Genomic DNA, 17,316 nt, shown 5'->3' with positions numbered 1-17,316 from the left:
TTTCTATAGTTTTAAATTTCTAAAACACTATAAACTGAAGTAAGTTTTTCAAGTTTATTTGCTCCATTTAAATCTTTAAGATTCATTAAAAAACAAGCTTCAACGCATTTTGCTCCAGCTTTTTGAATGAGTTCATACGAAGCTATAGCTGTTCCGCCAGTTGCTATTAAATCATCTACAAGTAAAACCTTTGCATTTTGAATATTTTTAAATGCATCTTTATGAAGTTCTACTTTATCGCTGCCATATTCAAGATCATATTCGCAGCTAAAGGTTTCAAAAGGGAGTTTTCCAGGTTTTCTAATAGGCACAAAAGGAAGATTAAGTTTTGCACAAATCATAGATGCAAAGATAAATCCTCTGCTTTCTGTTCCTGCTATGAAGTCTAGATTGTAATCTTTGTAGCGTTCTTTTAAATGTTTAAGTAGAAAATTTAAAGCCTCTTTGTTATTTAGTAGAGTGGTAATATCTCTAAAAATAATTCCTTTTTTTGGAAAATCAGCAATAATTCTAATGCTATCAAGCAGGTATTTTTGTTCTTCTTGTGTTAGTTTTATCATAATAATGCCTCGATTTTTGCTTCTAATTCTTTAATTCTTTGTCTTAGTTTGTCATTTTCTAAACGATATTGAGAATTTCTAGTTCTTAAAGATGTAAGGTCTGCTTTGATTTTATTAAGCTCTTCTGTGAGTATATCTATATTTCCAAGACTTCTTTGAAGTTGGATTTGTAGTTTTCTAATAACAATCTCAGTATCATCAAGATTGTTTTTGATAAAATCTTTTGATGTTTTTTCTTTATTAAGTAGAGTTTTATAGTAAAACAACATTACAATCAGATAGATAGTTGCACAAATTAATATAGTTAAAACAAGCCAGTTTGTAAACATTATATTTTTACCTCAATTTTTTGAATTCTTTGCATATGTCTCCCTTCTTCAAAAGGAGTTTGAATGAATTTTTCTATAATATCTGTAGCTAATTCAATCCCGATTAATCTTCCACCTAATGCCAAAACATTGGCATCATTATGTCTTCTTGCAAGTTCCGCACTTAAGCTTTCATGGCATAATGCGCAGCGAATGTTTTTATGACGATTTGCTGCAATAGAAATTCCAATTCCACTTCCACAAATAAGAATGCCAAAGCTTCGTTTGTCTATTTTTTCGGCAAGTAAATGTGCATAATCAGGATAATCACAGCTTGCGCAAGTGTTTGTTCCTAAATCGTTAAAAATTATATTTTTTTCTTTTAAAAATACGCAAATTTTTTCTTTTAATTCAAAACCAGCATGATCACTAGCAATATAAATTTTTTCCCTAAGCATTGGTTTCCTAATTACTATATAAAATAAGATAAAAATCTAATCTTATCATATTAAATCATAAAAACAGCTTTTCTTTTTTTAAAAATAAGCTTTATTTTTCTTTATATATGTTAGAATTTGCGACAAGAAAAATAAAATTTCAATAAATTAAGGGGAGAAGAAAATGAAGCTCATACTCATAGGATCTTCAACAGGTGGTCCTAATCAGCTTAAATTTCTTTTAAAGGATATTGATATAAAAAATACTTGTGTAGTTATAGCTCAACACATGAGTGTCAGTTTTATTCCATCTTTTGTGGGGCAATTTAATAAGGAGGCTTTTAGTGAAGTGTGCTTATTGAACGATAAAGAGATATTAAGCAATAAAATTTATATTTGCCTTAAAAATACTATTTTATCTGGAAATTTAAATATTGTAGCCTCTTGGCAAGATGTGGTATCAAGTTTTAAGCCAAGTGTAGATTTACTTTTTCATTCGGCTGTTTCTTTGGCAAAGACAAATAAAATACTTGCTATTATTTTAACGGGTATGGGAGATGATGGTGCAAAGGGATTATTTGAGCTTTATAAAACAGGGGTTAGATGTTTATGTGAGAATGAGGCAGATAGCGTCGTTTATGGTATGCCAAAAAAAGCAAAAGATATGAATCCGCATTTAAAACCTATGAGCTTAAAAGAAATTAAAAAAGAAATTATAAATTTTATTGATCAGGATTAATAAAAGGAAAATTACATGGAAAAAAAAATAACTCCTAGCGAATTAGAACTTAATGAATTTATAAAAATTATCAACGAAATGAGCGGTATTGATTTAACCGATAAAAAAAATATATTAGCTTTAAAGTTGAATAAATTTCTTGAAGGAACTAATACTAAAAATTTTTCCGAATTTTTGGGAAAATTAAAAAGTAATAGACAACTTAAACAAGAAACTTTAGATTTTGTAACCATAGGTGAAACTTATTTTTTAAGAGAATTGGCTCAATTGAAAGAAATAATTTATTATGCCAAAAGCTTAGAAAAGAGAGTAAATATCCTAAGTGCCCCATGTTCAAGTGGAGAAGAAGTATATTCTTTAGCGTTACTGGCTGCACAGAATTTTATTAAAGATATGTATATTTTAGGCATTGATATTAATTCAAGCGTGATTGAAAAAGCAAAACTTGGAAAATATCAAGGAAGAACTTTACAGCGATTGAGTGAGAGTGAAAAAAGAAGGTTTTTTTTAGAAAGCGAAGATAAATTTTATACTATTAATAAAAATGAGCTTTGTACCTGTAAATTTGAACTTTGCAATGTTTTTGAAGAAAAATTTTCAAGATTGGGAAAATTTGATATTATAGCTTCTAGAAATATGATTATTTATTTTGATCATGAATCAAAACTAAAACTTATGGAGAGATTTCATAGAATTTTAAATGACAAAGGAAGGCTTTATATTGGCAATGCTGATTTGATTCCAGAGACTATTTATTTTAAAAAGATTTTCTCTCCAAGAGGTGTTTACTATGAAAAAGTATAAATTCTAAAAATTACTAAAAGTTACACTTTGGAAATTTATTGGTAAAAATAAGTTACATTTTGAAGTAGTTTTCTTTATTTAATGATAAAATAATTTTAATTAATTTTATATTTAGTTAGAAATAAAGGAAAAAACTTGATTGAATTAAAAAATGTAAATAAATACTACGGAACTCATCATGTTCTAAAGAATATCAATCTTTCTGTTAAAGAAGGTGAGAAGCTTGTTATTATAGGTCCAAGTGGAAGTGGAAAAAGTACAACTATCCGTTGCATGAATGGGCTTGAAGAAGTTAGTTCAGGCGAGGTAGTAGTTAACAATCTTGTTTTAAATCATAAAAATAAAATTGAAATTTGTCGAAAATATTGTGCAATGGTTTTTCAGCATTTTAATTTATATCCACATATGACGGTTTTGCAAAATTTAACCTTAGCTCCAATGAAACTTCAAAAAAAATCTAAAAAAGAAGCTGAAGAAACAGCTTTTAAGTATTTAAAAGTCGTAGGTTTAGTGGATAAAGCAAATGTTTATCCAGCAACCCTTTCAGGCGGACAACAACAACGCGTTGCTATAGCAAGATCACTTTGTACTAAAAAACCCTATATTTTATTTGATGAACCTACTTCAGCCCTTGATCCAGAAACCATACAAGAGGTTTTAGATGTAATGAAAGAAATTTCACGCCAAAGCAATACTACCATGGTGGTTGTTACACACGAAATGGGTTTTGCAAAAGAAGTAGCAGATAGGATTATTTTTATGGAAGATGGCGCTATTGTGGAAGAAAATATTCCTAGTGAATTTTTCTCAAATCCAAAAACCGAAAGAGCGCGACTCTTTTTAGGGAAAATTCTTAAAAATTAACCAAAATTGAAAGGAGAAAAAATGGTTTTTAGAAAATCTTTGTTAAAGTTGGCAGTTTTTGCTCTAGGTGCTTGTGTTGCATTCAGTAATGCTAATGCAGCAGAAGGTAAACTTGAGTCTATTAAATCTAAAGGACAATTAATAGTTGGTGTTAAAAATGATGTTCCACATTATGCTTTACTTGATCAAGCAACAGGTGAAATTAAAGGTTTTGAAGTAGATGTTGCCAAATTGCTAGCTAAAAGTATATTAGGTGATGATAAAAAAATAAAACTAGTCGCAGTTAATGCTAAAACAAGAGGCCCTTTGCTTGATAATGGTAGTGTAGATGCAGTGATAGCAACTTTTACTATTACTCCAGAGAGAAAAAGAATTTATAATTTCTCAGAGCCTTATTATCAAGATGCTATAGGGCTTTTAGTTTTAAAAGAAAAAAATTATAAATCTTTAGCTGATATGAAAGGTGCAAATATTGGAGTAGCTCAAGCTGCAACTACAAAAAAAGCTATAGGTGAAGCTGCTAAAAAAATTGGTGTCGATGTTAAATTTAGTGAATTTCCTGATTATCCAAGTATAAAAGCTGCTTTAGATGCTAAAAGAGTTGATGCATTTTCTGTAGACAAATCAATATTGTTAGGTTATGTGGATGATAAAAGTGAAATTTTGCCAGATAGTTTTGAACCACAAAGTTATGGTATTGTAACCAAAAAAGATGATCCAGCTTTTGCAAAATATGTTGATGATTTTGTAAAAGAACATAAAAGTGAAATTGATGCTTTAGCGAAAAAATGGGGTTTATAATATGAATGAAAGTGTAGGTTTTGTTGAACATTTAAGACAAATTCTTACTTCTTGGGGTTTATATGATGAAAATAGTATAAGCCCTTTTGCGGTATGGAAATTTTTAGATGCTTTGGATAATAAAGATGCTTTTATTAATGGTTTTATTTATACTTTAGAAGTAAGCATCCTTGCTTTGCTTATAGCTACAATTTTTGGAACTATAGGTGGAGTTATGGCTACAAGTAGATTTAAAATTATCAGAGCCTACACTAGAATTTATGTAGAGCTTTTTCAAAATGTTCCTTTGGTAATACAAATTTTCTTTTTGTTTTATGCCTTGCCTGTTTTAGGTATAAGGCTTGATATATTTACTATTGGTGTATTGGGTGTTGGGGCTTATCACGGAGCTTATGTAAGCGAGGTGGTTAGAAGTGGAATTTTGGCTGTACCAAGAGGTCAGTTTGAAGCTTCTGCTTCACAAGGGTTTACTTATATTCAACAAATGCGTTATATTATAGTACCTCAAACCATTAGAATTATTTTACCACCGATGACAAATCAAATGGTAAATTTAATCAAAAATACCTCTGTATTGCTTATTGTAGGTGGAGCTGAGTTAATGCATTCTGCTGATAGCTATGCAGCTGATTATGGAAATTATGCGCCAGCTTATATATTTGCAGCGGTTTTATATTTTATAATTTGTTATCCTTTGGCTTATTTTGCAAAGGCTTATGAAAATAAATTAAAAAAAGCACATTTAACGAGATAAAGGGTTGTTAATGGAAAATGTTTTTAATGCACAAAATATTGAATTTTTAATGCAAGGTTTATTTCTGACATTAAAAATAGCCTTAGCAACTTGTATTATTTCGATTGTTTTTGGAACTTTTTTAGCTATAACTAAAAATTATGGGGATAGATTAAGTAAATTTTTAGCAGCTTGCTATATAGATATTTTTAGAAATACTCCTTTATTATTATGGATGCTTGCAGCTTGTTTTGTTCTACCTGTATTTTTTGGACAATTTCCTCAAGCTTTTTGGGGTACTATAGGATTTTCACTTTATACGAGTTCGGTTATGGCTGAAATTATTAGAGGTGGATTAAATTCTATACCAAAAGGTCAGTTTGAAGCAGCTTATTCTCAAGGTTTTGGTAAATTTTTTACTCTTTTTTATATTATTTTACCACAAACTTTTAGAAAAATAGTACCTGCTTTATTATCTCAAATTGTAACCACTGTAAAAGATACAGCTTATTTAGCGGGTTTAGGTATAGCTGAACTTACTTATAATTCAAAAACTATATTGGCAAAACTAAGAAGTTTTGAAGAAATTTTAGCGATGATAGGTGTTGTTGCGGGAATTTATTTTATAATATGTTTTTCACTTTCTATGTTAGTAAGATATTATGCTAAAAAGACAGCTTACATTTCTTAAAAAAGCTTATATTTTTATATAAGCTTTTTAAATTTACAGCAGTTTTTAACATTTTTTTTATTAAAATCTTTTGTATTAATTCATAATTTTATTGATTAAGGTTTTTTATGCGAGGTTATAAAATTTTTTCAGGCTCAGCTAATGTGGAATTTGCAAGACAAGTTTCTAAATATCTTTCCCTGCCTTTAAGTGATGCTGGAGTAAAACGATTTAGTGATGGAGAGATTAGTGTTCAAATTGATGAGAGCGTACGCGGAAAGGATGTTTTTATTATTCAAAGTACTTGCGCTCCTACAAACGATAATTTAATGGAACTTTTAATTCTTACAGATGCTTTGCGTCGCTCAAGTGCAAATTCGATTACGGCTATTATCCCATATTTTGGCTATGCGAGACAAGATAGAAAAGCAAATCCTAGGGTGCCAATTACTGCTAAACTTGTGGCTAATTTGATTCAGGCAGCTGGGATTGATCGCGTAGCTACGATAGATTTGCATGCAGGGCAAATTCAGGGTTTTTTTGATATTCCAGTAGATAATCTTTATGGAAGTATAGTTTTTAATGATTATATTAAAGCCAAACATTTTAAAAATGCTATTATAGGAAGTCCAGATATAGGCGGTGTTGCAAGAGCTAGGAGTGTTGCAAAGCATTTAGGACTTGATATAGTTATAGTTGATAAGCGTCGCGAAAAAGCCAATGAAAGTGAAGTAATGAACATCATTGGAGATGTAAAAGATAAAGAAGTTATCCTAGTAGATGATATTATTGATACTGCTGGCACTATAGTTAAAGCTGCAGAAGCTTTAAAAGAAAAAGGTGCAAAATCTGTTATGGCTTGCTGTACTCATGCAGTTTTAAGTGGAAAAGCCTATGAGAGAATAGCAAGTGGAGCTTTAGATGAGCTTGTAGTAACAGATACCATACCTTTAAAAGAGCAATTACCAAATATTAAAGTATTAAGTGTTACATCTGTTTTTGCTGAAGTAATACGTCGTGTTTATCATAACGAAAGTGTAAATTCTCTCTTTATTTAGATTAAAAAAGCTTAAAGATTGTTTTTAAGCTTTTCATTTTTATGCTACTTAAAGAAACAAAAAACATATATTTTTTAAAAATGTGAAAAAACTAAACATCTTTCTATACAATTTAATCTATAAATCTGTTATTCTTTGAAAATATTTTATTTTCTTAGGAGAAATTATGACACAGTTAAGTACTAAAATTTTATGGTTGCTTGTTGCAACTTTAGGCGCTATTTGTTTTGGTTATTTAGCTTTACAAAATGGCGAAAGTGTATCAGCGATTTATTTGGTGGTTGCTGCTATATGTATTTATATGATAGGATATAGATTTTATGGGCATTTTGTAGCTTATAAGGTTTTAGAACTTGATAAAAATCGCGCAACACCAGCACTTGTAGAAAATGATGGGCGTGATTTTGTGCCTACAAATAAGGCTGTATTATTTGGACATCATTTTGCTGCTATTGCAGGAGCAGGTCCATTAGTAGGACCTATCTTGGCTGCTCAAATGGGATATTTGCCTTCTATGCTTTGGATTTTAGTAGGAGGAGTTTTAGCGGGTGCTGTGCATGATTTTGTTGTTCTTTTTATATCTACTCGTAGAAAAGGTAGAAGTCTTGGCGAGATGATTAAGGATGAGATGGGTAAATTTACAGGTGGAGTTGCTATGGTGGCGATTTTTGGCATTATGCTTATTATTATTGCCATTTTGGCTATGGTGGTTGTAAAAGCTTTAGCAGAATCTCCATGGGGTTTATTTACTATCGCAATGACTATTCCTATAGCAATATTTATGGGAATTTATATGCGTTTTATCCGTCCAGGTAGAGTAGGGGAGGCTTCTATAATAGGTTTTGTGCTTTTAATTTTGGCTATTCATTATGGTAGCGTTATAGCTGCTGATCCTTATTGGGCTAAAATATTTACTTTAGAAGCTCCAACTTTGGCAATTGTTATGATGGCTTATGGTTTTATTGCTTCTGTTTTACCTGTGTGGTTTTTACTTGCTCCAAGAGATTATCTTTCAACTTTTTTGAAAATCGGTGTTATTGTGGTAATGGCTGTAGCTATTGTTTTGGTTGCTCCTGATTTGCAAATGCCAAAAGCAAATACTCAGTATTTTGATGGAACAGGTCCAGTATTTGCAGGTGGAGTATTTCCATTTTTATTTATTACCATTGCTTGTGGTGCGATCAGTGGTTTTCATGCTTTGATTTCTAGTGGAACTACTCCTAAAATGCTTGAAAACGAAACTCATGCCTTAGCTGTTGGATATGGCTCTATGCTTGCTGAAAGTGCTGTGGCGATTATGGCTTTAATTTGTGCTTGTATTTTACATCCAGGTCTTTATTTTGCTATAAATTCAAGCTCTGCTTTGATAGGAACAGATGTTGTAAGTGTAGCACAAACCATTTCAAGTTGGGGATTTAGCATTACTCCTGAAGAAATTACTACTTTGACTACAAATATAGGAGAGCATACTATACTTTCAAGAACAGGTGGAGCTCCAACTTTTGCTATAGGTGTAGCTTTGATCTTGCATGAACTTTTTGGCGGCGTGGATTTGATGGCTTTTTGGTATCATTTTGCTATATTGTTTGAAGCTTTATTTATTTTAACAGCGGTGGATGCTGGGACAAGGGCTTGTCGTTTTATGGTGCAAGATATATTGGGTAATATTTATAAACCTTTAGGAGATATTCATAATTATCCAGCTGGACTTTTGGCTACGGCTTTAAGTGTTGCAGGTTGGGGATATTTTCTTTATCAAGGTGCCATTGATCCTAAGGGAGGAATTTATACGCTTTGGCCTCTTTTTGGCGTAAGTAATCAAATGCTTGCGGGTATGGCTTTGCTTCTTGCTACAACTATACTTGTAAAAATGGGCAAGGCAAGATATACTTGGGTTACTTTAGTACCTGCGGTATTTGTCTTAGTGGCAACTCTGTATGGAGGAATTCAAAAAATTATGCCTTATGAAGAAGGCAATAAAGTAGCAAATGCGGTAAGTCATGTAGCCGCCGTTAGCATACAAAGTCAAAAAATTAAAGATTTAGAATTTAAATTAAATAATACTAAAGATGAAAAAGAAATTTCTACAATTAAAAAAGAAATTTCAATAGCCACTCAAAGTAAAGTTGGAAATTTACTTAATGCAATTCTTTGTGTGTTCTTTATGATAGCTACCTTGCTTGTTATAATTTCTTGTATAGGAATTTGCTTAGGTAAAATTAAAATTCCTCTTAAAGAAACTAAGTATATTAAGATTGATGAATTTCAAAAAATTTAAGTATTATTATGAAAAAGCCGAAAGGTTTTTTCATCCCTTGGTGGGACTTTCTAGTTATGATAAGTATTTAGAACACATGAAACAAAAACATCCAGGAAAAATTCCAAAAACCAGAGGGGAATTTTTCAAAGAATGTCTAGATAAAAAATATAATAGTGGCGGTTTAAATAAATGCTGATAAGCTTAAAGGATAAAGTTTTATCATACAAAATAAGCTTTAAGCATTTAAAAAGCCATGAATTCTTTTAAGTTCTTCAGTAATAGGCTTTTTCTTTCCATCTCTTGTAACACTTACGTAAGTTACTAAAGCCGAAGTTACATTAATGCAAGAAGTACAACCTTGAGAATCCACTCTTTGAGCTGTGACTTCTACTTCAACGCTGATTGAAGTGTTGCCCACATTTACAACTTTAGAGTAACAAGAAATTATATCACCTATAAAAACAGGTTCTTTAAAAACTACTTTATCCATAGAGATGGTTACAACGCGTTCAGGAGAAAGTTCTCTTGCTGCGATAGCTCCTGCTAAATCGATTTGTGAAAGTATCCATCCGCCAAAAATATTTCCTGCTGGATTTGTATCGCTTGGCATGGCTACAATTTTTAATTTTGGTTCTCCCATATCTCTCATTTTTACTCCTTATTTTAAAAAATGAATTATAATTAAAAAAGTTAAAAAGGAGAATAAAAGTATGAATAATTTTAAAGAAATAGCTAAATTGGTTAGAAAATACAAAGAAAGAAATAATGCGTTATATGAGTTTTTAGACAAAGAAGATGTGGGCGAGTATTTTAGATCTTTGATTTCTTTAAGCGAATTAAAACAAGATAAAACAACTATGCTAGCCATACTTAGGCGTTTGGTTGATTTAAAGGAAGAAAATTTAGTTCAAGAGTGGAAAAAAAACAACTTTAAGGAAGATAAGATTATAGAGTTAAAACATAAGTTCTATGAAGAGATTAGAAAGTTTTATGAAAAAGAACATCAAAATTTAATTAATGAAATAAAAGAGAAAAAGCTTTTAAATAATTTTTATCAGTCCATAATACAAGGAGTGCATAATATAGGTTTAATTATGAATATTTTTGAAATTTCTTGGACTAAAGAAATTATAGAAAAAAATAATAAAATTTTATCTACCCAATTTCCAAATTTAGATGATGCAATGGAATTTTTGCGTAAAAATCATTTATATCAAAAAACTTCAGAAGGAGAAATTTGTGAACGAAGTTATGGTGTTTTAGTTAGAATAGGAAATTTATGGAAATTTGTTCCTTATGCGAGATTTTTCGAGAATGAAATTTTAAAATTAGAATTTGCTTTTGAAAATATGATTGATCAGCTTAAAATATTTGCTAGCAACGAAGAGGAAAAAGCTTATATAGAATATTTTGAAAAATTAAAATTAGCGTTTTGCGAAAAAGATGAAGATAGAGTTATAAAAGCTTGGCAAGAGGCTGAATTTGCTTGGATGAAAGTAAAATCACCTTTACAAGTGGGACATCCTTTAGAATATTATGAAGATAATTATACTCATGCGGTGGCATTAGAATGGGATATAAGAATAGAAGATGAGAATGATTTTGATGTTTTGAAATTTGATAGCGAAATTAAGGAAAGTTTTGAATATGTTTATAAAAATATAGGACTTGAAGATTGTGACTTGGAAAAAGAAGTTTTATCTAATATAGAAAAAACTCAACTTTATATTTGCACTCCGATGATATTTTATGGTGCTGAACTTAAAGGTTTATTTTCAGCTCAAGTCGTTCCAAATGATGAGTTTGTAAGTTCTAAGGCGGGTAAAAAAATATTTGCCTTTATAAATTTTGTATATGAAAATGCCAAAACAAAGCCTTTTATGAAAATTTCTAGCGAGGTTTTTGATAAAGAATTTTTGGATTTTGGAAGAAATATTTTATTTTATCAGGAAAAAATTTGGAAAAGGGTTTATGAAGTATCGACCATAGGTCATGAATTTGGTCATATATTTTTTATTGCTAATGATACTGAAAAAACAATGAATCAGAGTGGTTTTTTTAAAAATATAGAAGAATATAAAGCTACTACAGGTGGACTTATAAATTTCTTTTATCATGAACAAGATGACTTGATAATGCCTGTTTTTCATGAACTTATAAAAAGGGCTATTGGACTTATTTCTTGGCAAAGGGTTGATGAAGTTAGACCTTATTATACAGAAGGACTTATTCATCTTAGTTTGCTTTTTGAAAGTGAAGTATTGATTTTTGAAAATAATAATTTGAAGATAAATTTTGATTTAAGGCATTATGAAAAATTTAAAGAACTAACTTTAAAAAATTATCATGAATTGGCAAAACACTATGCTTTAAGACTTGATGCAAAAGAGTTTTTAAGTAGATTTTGTGAAATTGAAGATAATATTTTTCTTCCTATTATGCCTAAGTGTAAAGAATTTGTTAAATTTTACTATGATTTATACGAGAAAATTGGTAATGAAATTGATAATAGCGGAGAATTTGAAAGATATAAGAAAAAATAATAAAGTTTTTTGAAAAAAACTTAAAAAAAGCTGTTTTTTACTTGATATTGTTTTTTAAATATGCTAAAATTAGGCGTTTCAATTAAAACAAAGGAGCTTTTATGACTAAAGCAGATTTCATTTCATTAGTTGCTCAAACAGCTGGGCTAACAAAAAAAGACGCTACTACTGCTACTGATGCAGTTATTTCTACTATTACTGATGTTTTATCTAAAGGTGATAGCATCAGTTTTATTGGTTTTGGTACTTTTTCAACTCAAGAAAGAGCTGCTAGAGAAGCTAGAGTACCAAGCACAGGAAAAACAATTAAAGTTCCTGCTACAAGAGTTGCAAAATTTAAGGTAGGTAAAAACCTTAAAGAAGCTGTTGCAAAAGCAAGCAACAAAAAGAAAAAATAAAACTTCGGCTAGATAAATTCTAGCCTTCTTTCTTGATTGATTTGGGTATTTTGCATCTTTTATTTACTTTATTTTTTTAAACTTTTATAAAACTATCATTATTAAATAAAAAAGGATATTAAAATTATGAAAGTACATGAAAAAGTAAGTGAGCTTATAGGAAATACTCCCATTATACATTTGAAAAAATTTGGTATCAATGTTTTTGCTAAATGCGAATTTTTAAATCCTAGTCATTCTATAAAAGATAGAGCAGCTTTTGAAATGATTAAAGATGCTTTAGATAGTAAAAAAATTAATCAAGATACTACAATAGTTGAAGCAACTAGTGGAAATACTGGAATTTCTTTGGCTATGATTTGTGCAGATTTGGGACTTAAATTTATTGCTGTAATGCCTGAATCTATGAGTTTAGAAAGAAGAAAAATGATAACACTCTTTGGCGCTAGGTTAGAATTAACTCCTGCAAATTTAGGAATGAAAGGAGCGGTTGATAAAGCAAATGAAATATTGTTAAATACTCCAAATTCTTTTATGATTTCTCAATTTGAAAATATTTCAAATAAAAATACGCATCGTAAGAATACGGCTTTAGAAATTTTAAGAGATTTGGATAATAAACTTGATATTTTTGTAGCTGGTTTTGGAACTGGCGGTACTATTAGTGGAGTTGGGGAAATACTAAAAGAAAAATTAGAAAAAGTGCATATTGTTGGAGTCGAGCCTCTAAATTCTCCATTGCTTAGCAAAGGTGAAGCGGGAAGCCATAAAATACAAGGAATAGGGGCGAATTTTATACCTGCTATTTTAAATAAAGAAGTTATAGATGAAGTGATCACGGTAAGTAATGAAGATGCTATAAATACAGCCAAAGAACTTGCCAAAAGTGGTTTAATGGTAGGTATATCAAGTGGAGCAAATGTATTTGCCGCAAGTATGCTAGCAAAGAAATTTCCAGATAAAAGAATTTTAACTATGCTAAACGATACGGCTGAAAGATACCTCTCAACTGATCTTTTTGCTTAAGTATAATTATTGAGAATTTAGAAAAATTCTAAGTTCTCTTAAAATTTCTTGTGGATTTAAATCGCTAATTTCTTTATAAAAATGACCTTTTTCATCAATAAGATAAAGCATATTGCTATGTGCTATAGAATAACCCATAAAAGAATCATTTAGATCTATTTTTTGATATTGAACATTATATTGTTTTGTTATTTTTTGAAGAGTTTTTTCATCTTTTGCAATTAAAGCATCTGCTTTTGGGTAAAAGTATCGTAACCATTCGTTTGTATTACTTAAGTTATTATCTCTATTTGGATCTAAAGAAATAAAAAGAAGGTGAGCCTTAGGATTATTGATTTGCTTTAAGGCTTTGCCTACTAAACTAAGAGTTGCCGGACAAACATCAGGGCAATAAGTGTATCCAAAATAGATAATAAGCTTATCTCCTTTAAAATCTTTTAGGGTGGTTTCCTCTTTTAAATCTGATTTCAAGATAAAATCATAAGAATTTTGATGATTTTTAATAAAAAATATTACACCTAAAATAATGGCAACTATAACTATAAACAAAATAATATTTTTTTTCATTTTTTTAGCTCAAAATCAAAATAAAACCCTATGGGTTTATTATTATCCATAAATTCTACCCTAAAACGCATAGTATCTAAAACACAAGTAGCAAGAACTATTTTGCTTTCATAGTCTGTTGAATTTAATCGATGTATTTTAGGCTTAATTTCACCCATATACATATTTAATCCATAAATTTTAATTCCTAAGTTGTTATAATTTCCTAGATTTACAATCTTTAGATTTGTAACATCTAAAGATTGTAAGGGTTTGGGATTTAGGGAAATTAAAACTTCTTTATTGTTAAAACTATATGTGCAGTCTTTAACATTAAGATCGCAAGCTAATGGGGTGGAAAAATCAGCTTTTGTTATTTTTTGAGAATCTTTTATTATATAAAAATCAAAAATAATATATAAAGTAGCAATAACAAAAGCAAAAGCTAGGATAAAAATAATTTTTCTCATTAATTAAAATTCTTTAGAATCAATATTTTTTAACTCTATGGTTTTGTGATTATTAAATTTTAAATCTAAATTTACCTTCGTATCTTTAATAATAGGTTTTTTTAGTTTTAAAAGCATTATATGGTAACCTCCTGATTTAAGTTCTGTGCTTGAATGAGCTTTTATAATAATTTCAGGAATTTTTTGCATCATCATTTTTCCATTTTTATGTACATGTGTATGCAGTTCACTTGCTTCACTGATATTGCTTTTGACGCCTATTAAAGCAATATCTTTATCAGTATTATTAAAAATGGTAAGAAAAATAGCACTATTTTGCGCATGAGGTGGAGTTTGTTTTACAAAGGCATTTTTTACCTCTATATCATTAACAGCCCAAAGATTTACAGCAAAAAGAGCGCCTAAGAGAAGAATTTTTTTCATATTGCATCCTTATTTTTATAACATTAAACATTTGTTCATTATATCAAAAAATATTTTTATTTGAATATAAAATTTTTAAAATTTTTCAATGTGTGTTACCTGTTTGAAAATTTTTTGCATAGTAACATCACAATCAAAGAAAAAACCAGTTGGAGTATTATTGTTTAAAAATTCAATCCTAAATCTAGAATCATCGGTAATACTTCTATCTATAAAAATTTATAAGAATATCACCATTAACTATATTAAATTTTTAGGAATGATATCGTATATATTAGGAATTTAAACTATAAATTTTAATCTTTAAATTAGAATAATGAGGAGAATTTTTAATTTTTATAGTAGTTTTATTGAAAATTTTTATAGGTTTTGGGTAGGCTGAAACTTCAATATTTTTTTATTAAAAGAAAAAACACAATCTTGTAAATTTAAGTCACAAGCTAGATCTTGGCATGTATTTGAGCTAAATACACTTTCTTTTTATCATATAATGCATAAAAAGCTAAAAACAAAATACCTAAAAAAGACATTTCTATAAAAAAATTTCTTATCACTATCAACCTTTTAAAACAAGCCTTTATGATTTATTAAAAATAATATCATAAATAAGGTCACATTATTAATATAATTAATATTTTTTAAGAAAAAAAATATTATAATCACAAACATTTTTGACTTAAAAAAAATTTTGAAATAGCTAAGGAAAAACATTGTTAAAACGACTTACTTTATTAATTACACTTTCTTCGTTGATGTTGCATGCCTCAGATCTTGTTAAAATTTATCTCAATCAAGGATTAGATGCTGTTGGCGTAGCGATTGAAAAAGAATTAACTCAAAAGGATTTTTGGTTAAGTGAAATAGGAGATAAAAATATTTCACTCGGATATTATGATGATAATGTTGCTATCGTGCTTGCAAATAAAACAGATAAAATTCTCCGTGTTTATTCTTACGAGGATGGAAAAATAAGAAAAGATTTTGAACAAAAAGAAATAATAACTGGGTTAATGGGCGATAAAAAAATAGAAGGAGATTTGAAAACGCCAGTAGGTTTTTATGAGTTAGGTCGTAAGTTTAATCCAGGTGATCCTTATTATGGTCCCTTTGCTTTTGCTACAACTTATCCAAATTTACTTGATAAAGTACAAGGAAAAACAGGTGGTGGTATTTGGATCCATGGCTATCCTTTAGATGGTTCTAGACTTGATGAATTTAAAACAAGAGGGTGTATTGCTTTATTTAATAACAATTTGGAGAAATTTGCACAAGTTGTGCAAGACAAAAAAGTTTTTGTTATGACAGAAGAAAAAGAAAAAATTAGAGCTAAAAAGGATCAAATAGCTAGTTTATTGGCTGATCTTTTTACATGGAAGCTAGCTTGGACAAATAGTGACATTAATACCTATTTAAGTTTTTATGATGAGCAAGAATTTAAACGTTTTGATAAAATGAAATTTGAACAGTTTGCTTCCATGAAAAAATCTATTTTTTCTCGTAAAGAAGATAAAAAGATTAAATTTTCAGATATTAATATCAGCCCTTATCCGAATTTAGAAAATGAAACTATGTATAGAATTTCATTTTATGAGGATTATTACACTAAAAACTATCAGTTTAGAGGCGATAAAATTTTATACGTTAAGATAGATAGTAAAGGTAAAATGAAAATTTTAGCAGAGCAATAAATGTCTTTAATAAAAATTGATCAAAAAGCTTATGAATATAATTTAAGACATATTGCTAAAAAAATAGGGAGTTTTCAAAGATTAATTTGTGTTTTTAAAGATAATGCATATGGACATGGAGCTAAGCTTTTAGCTCCATTAGCTAAAAATTTAGGAGTTTCTTTTGTTGCTGTTAAGAGTGAAGAAGAAGCTCAAGAAATCGAAGAATTTTTTGAGAATATATTAATACTATCACATCGTCCTCATGGTAATGAAAATTCTCGATTTATTTATGCTTTAAATGATATTTCCCAAGTAAAAAAATACAAGCAAGATATAAAAATACATCTAAAAATAGATACAGGCATGCATCGCAACGGAATTTGTGTAGAAAATTTAGAGCATGCTATAAATCTTATTCGAAGCAGTGATTTAAAACTTACTGGAATGTTTACACATTTTGCTAGTGCAGATGAAATGAATGGAAGTTTTTTTGTTCAAAAAGAAAATTTTCAAAAAGCTAAAAAGATAGTAAAAAAATATTTTTCAAATTTATTATTTCATTCGCATAATTCTGCAGCATTATTTAGAGGGAAAATTCCTGAAGATGAATATTGTAGAGTTGGGCTTGTTCAATTTGGATATGGGGAATCAAATTTAAAAAGAGTTTTAAGTTTGTATGCTCATAGATTAAGTCAAAGGATTTTACAAAAAGGACAGAGTATAGGATATGGAGGCATTTTTACTGCTGCAAAGGATATGGAAGTAGCAACTTATGATTTGGGTTATGCTGATGGTCTTTTCCGTTACAATGGAAAAGGGGAGTTAGTGCTTGGAAATGGAAAAGTAATACTTGGAAAGATGTCAATGGATAGTTTTTCTTGTGAAAATTCTGGTGAGGAAATTTGCGTGTTTAAAGATGCTGATATTTGGGCTGATTTTTTTCATACTATTAACTATGAAATTTTAGTAAAATTAAACCCTAACATTCAAAGAGTTCTAGTATAAA

General features: G+C 29.3%; 21 protein-coding genes and 1 pseudogene. 14 read left to right on the top strand and 8 right to left on the bottom strand.

What is annotated here, in order from left to right; translation table 11 throughout:
* Positions 1-11: 11 nt before the first annotated feature.
* Genes apt through rpiB form a run of 3 tightly spaced genes read right to left on the bottom strand, consistent with a single transcriptional unit; the run spans position 12 to position 1,326 of the window.
* The gene (gene apt / locus AJ881_RS05005) at positions 12-560 is read right to left on the bottom strand and encodes an adenine phosphoribosyltransferase (protein WP_044779227.1); all 549 of its coding nucleotides are present in this window, start codon (positions 558-560) and stop codon (positions 12-14) included.
* Entirely contained in the window at positions 557-889 is a 333-nt protein-coding gene (locus AJ881_RS05000) for a membrane protein (protein ID WP_002853247.1), read from the bottom strand. Before AJ881_RS05000 ends, apt begins: the two co-directional genes overlap by 4 nt.
* A complete protein-coding gene (gene rpiB / locus AJ881_RS04995) occupies positions 889-1,326 on the bottom strand; it encodes a ribose 5-phosphate isomerase B (protein ID WP_002861617.1) in 438 nt (145 codons plus the stop codon). Before rpiB ends, AJ881_RS05000 begins: the two co-directional genes overlap by 1 nt.
* Positions 1,327-1,489: 163 nt before the next feature.
* Between rpiB and AJ881_RS04990 the strand changes: the two genes are divergently transcribed.
* The 9 genes from AJ881_RS04990 (at position 1,490) to kcuS (ending at position 9,430) form a co-directional block, all read left to right on the top strand.
* Positions 1,490-2,044, top strand: coding sequence for a CheB methylesterase domain-containing protein (locus tag AJ881_RS04990; RefSeq protein WP_070282855.1), 555 nt, complete (start codon positions 1,490-1,492; stop codon positions 2,042-2,044).
* A gap of 15 nt (positions 2,045-2,059) precedes the next feature.
* On the top strand, positions 2,060-2,848 hold the full coding sequence (locus AJ881_RS04985) for a CheR family methyltransferase (RefSeq protein WP_052858622.1): 789 nt from the start codon (positions 2,060-2,062) through the stop codon (positions 2,846-2,848).
* Between the two features lie 135 nt (positions 2,849-2,983).
* Positions 2,984-3,712, top strand: a complete 729-nt coding sequence (locus AJ881_RS04980) for an amino acid ABC transporter ATP-binding protein (protein WP_052858624.1) — start codon at positions 2,984-2,986, stop codon at positions 3,710-3,712.
* Between the two features lie 21 nt (positions 3,713-3,733).
* Positions 3,734-4,513 carry a bifunctional adhesin/ABC transporter aspartate/glutamate-binding protein PEB1a gene (gene peb1A / locus AJ881_RS04975; protein WP_044780510.1) on the top strand — a complete coding sequence of 260 codons (780 nt, stop codon included), beginning with the start codon at positions 3,734-3,736 and terminating at the stop codon, positions 4,511-4,513.
* Between the two features lies 1 nt (position 4,514).
* Positions 4,515-5,267, top strand: coding sequence for an amino acid ABC transporter permease (locus AJ881_RS04970; RefSeq protein ID WP_002853332.1), 753 nt, complete (start codon positions 4,515-4,517; stop codon positions 5,265-5,267).
* 10 nt (positions 5,268-5,277) lie between these two features.
* Positions 5,278-5,937 (top strand): amino acid ABC transporter permease, encoded by a 660-nt coding sequence (locus tag AJ881_RS04965; protein ID WP_052949395.1) that lies wholly within the window; start codon positions 5,278-5,280, stop codon positions 5,935-5,937.
* 107 nt (positions 5,938-6,044) lie between these two features.
* Positions 6,045-6,974, top strand: coding sequence for a ribose-phosphate pyrophosphokinase (locus tag AJ881_RS04960; RefSeq protein ID WP_002861611.1), 930 nt, complete (start codon positions 6,045-6,047; stop codon positions 6,972-6,974).
* A 166-nt stretch (positions 6,975-7,140) separates the two neighbouring features.
* A complete protein-coding gene (locus AJ881_RS04955) occupies positions 7,141-9,252 on the top strand; it encodes a carbon starvation CstA family protein (RefSeq protein WP_070285345.1) in 2,112 nt (703 codons plus the stop codon).
* On the top strand, positions 9,233-9,430 hold the full coding sequence (gene kcuS, locus AJ881_RS04950) for a KCU-star family selenoprotein (protein ID WP_002867452.1): 198 nt from the start codon (positions 9,233-9,235) through the stop codon (positions 9,428-9,430). Before AJ881_RS04955 ends, kcuS begins: the two co-directional genes overlap by 20 nt.
* A gap of 39 nt (positions 9,431-9,469) precedes the next feature.
* On the opposite strand, the gene AJ881_RS04945 is transcribed toward kcuS, so the two are convergent.
* Positions 9,470-9,883: an acyl-CoA thioesterase gene (locus AJ881_RS04945; RefSeq protein WP_052949397.1), complete on the bottom strand. Its 414-nt coding sequence runs from the start codon at positions 9,881-9,883 to the stop codon at positions 9,470-9,472.
* Between the two features lie 61 nt (positions 9,884-9,944).
* Between AJ881_RS04945 and ciaB the strand changes: the two genes are divergently transcribed.
* The 3 genes from ciaB (at position 9,945) to cysM (ending at position 13,201) form a co-directional block, all read left to right on the top strand.
* Entirely contained in the window at positions 9,945-11,777 is a 1,833-nt protein-coding gene (ciaB, locus tag AJ881_RS04940; RefSeq protein ID WP_070282859.1) for an invasion protein CiaB, read from the top strand.
* A gap of 101 nt (positions 11,778-11,878) precedes the next feature.
* Positions 11,879-12,175, top strand: coding sequence for an HU family DNA-binding protein (locus tag AJ881_RS04935; protein WP_070282861.1), 297 nt, complete (start codon positions 11,879-11,881; stop codon positions 12,173-12,175).
* 126 nt (positions 12,176-12,301) lie between these two features.
* Positions 12,302-13,201, top strand: coding sequence for a cysteine synthase B (cysM, locus tag AJ881_RS04930; protein ID WP_070282863.1), 900 nt, complete (start codon positions 12,302-12,304; stop codon positions 13,199-13,201).
* 6 nt (positions 13,202-13,207) lie between these two features.
* Here the strand turns inward: cysM and AJ881_RS04925 are convergent, their stop codons facing one another.
* From AJ881_RS04925 to AJ881_RS09565, 4 genes and pseudogenes are all read right to left on the bottom strand, one after another.
* Entirely contained in the window at positions 13,208-13,768 is a 561-nt protein-coding gene (locus tag AJ881_RS04925; RefSeq protein WP_002859560.1) for an SCO family protein, read from the bottom strand.
* A complete protein-coding gene (locus tag AJ881_RS04920; RefSeq protein WP_070252965.1) occupies positions 13,765-14,217 on the bottom strand; it encodes a hypothetical protein in 453 nt (150 codons plus the stop codon). Before AJ881_RS04920 ends, AJ881_RS04925 begins: the two co-directional genes overlap by 4 nt.
* Positions 14,218-14,220: 3 nt before the next feature.
* Positions 14,221-14,640 (bottom strand): copper chaperone PCu(A)C, encoded by a 420-nt coding sequence (locus AJ881_RS04915; protein WP_070252964.1) that lies wholly within the window; start codon positions 14,638-14,640, stop codon positions 14,221-14,223.
* Between the two features lie 85 nt (positions 14,641-14,725).
* Positions 14,726-15,194, bottom strand: a pseudogene (locus AJ881_RS09565) (hypothetical protein).
* A gap of 156 nt (positions 15,195-15,350) precedes the next feature.
* Between AJ881_RS09565 and AJ881_RS04905 the strand changes: the two are divergent.
* Together AJ881_RS04905 and AJ881_RS04900 are read left to right on the top strand one after the other, a co-directional pair.
* Positions 15,351-16,328 carry a murein L,D-transpeptidase family protein gene (locus AJ881_RS04905; RefSeq protein ID WP_044780507.1) on the top strand — a complete coding sequence of 326 codons (978 nt, stop codon included), beginning with the start codon at positions 15,351-15,353 and terminating at the stop codon, positions 16,326-16,328.
* Positions 16,329-17,315, top strand: a complete 987-nt coding sequence (locus tag AJ881_RS04900; RefSeq protein WP_070282865.1) for an alanine racemase — start codon at positions 16,329-16,331, stop codon at positions 17,313-17,315.
* Position 17,316: the final 1 nt, after the last annotated feature.

Source organism: Campylobacter sp. BCW_6460, from assembly GCF_001762705.1.
Lineage (GTDB): Bacteria > Campylobacterota > Campylobacteria > Campylobacterales > Campylobacteraceae > Campylobacter_D > Campylobacter_D jejuni.
This window is presented reverse-complemented; position numbering and strand designations above follow the sequence as displayed.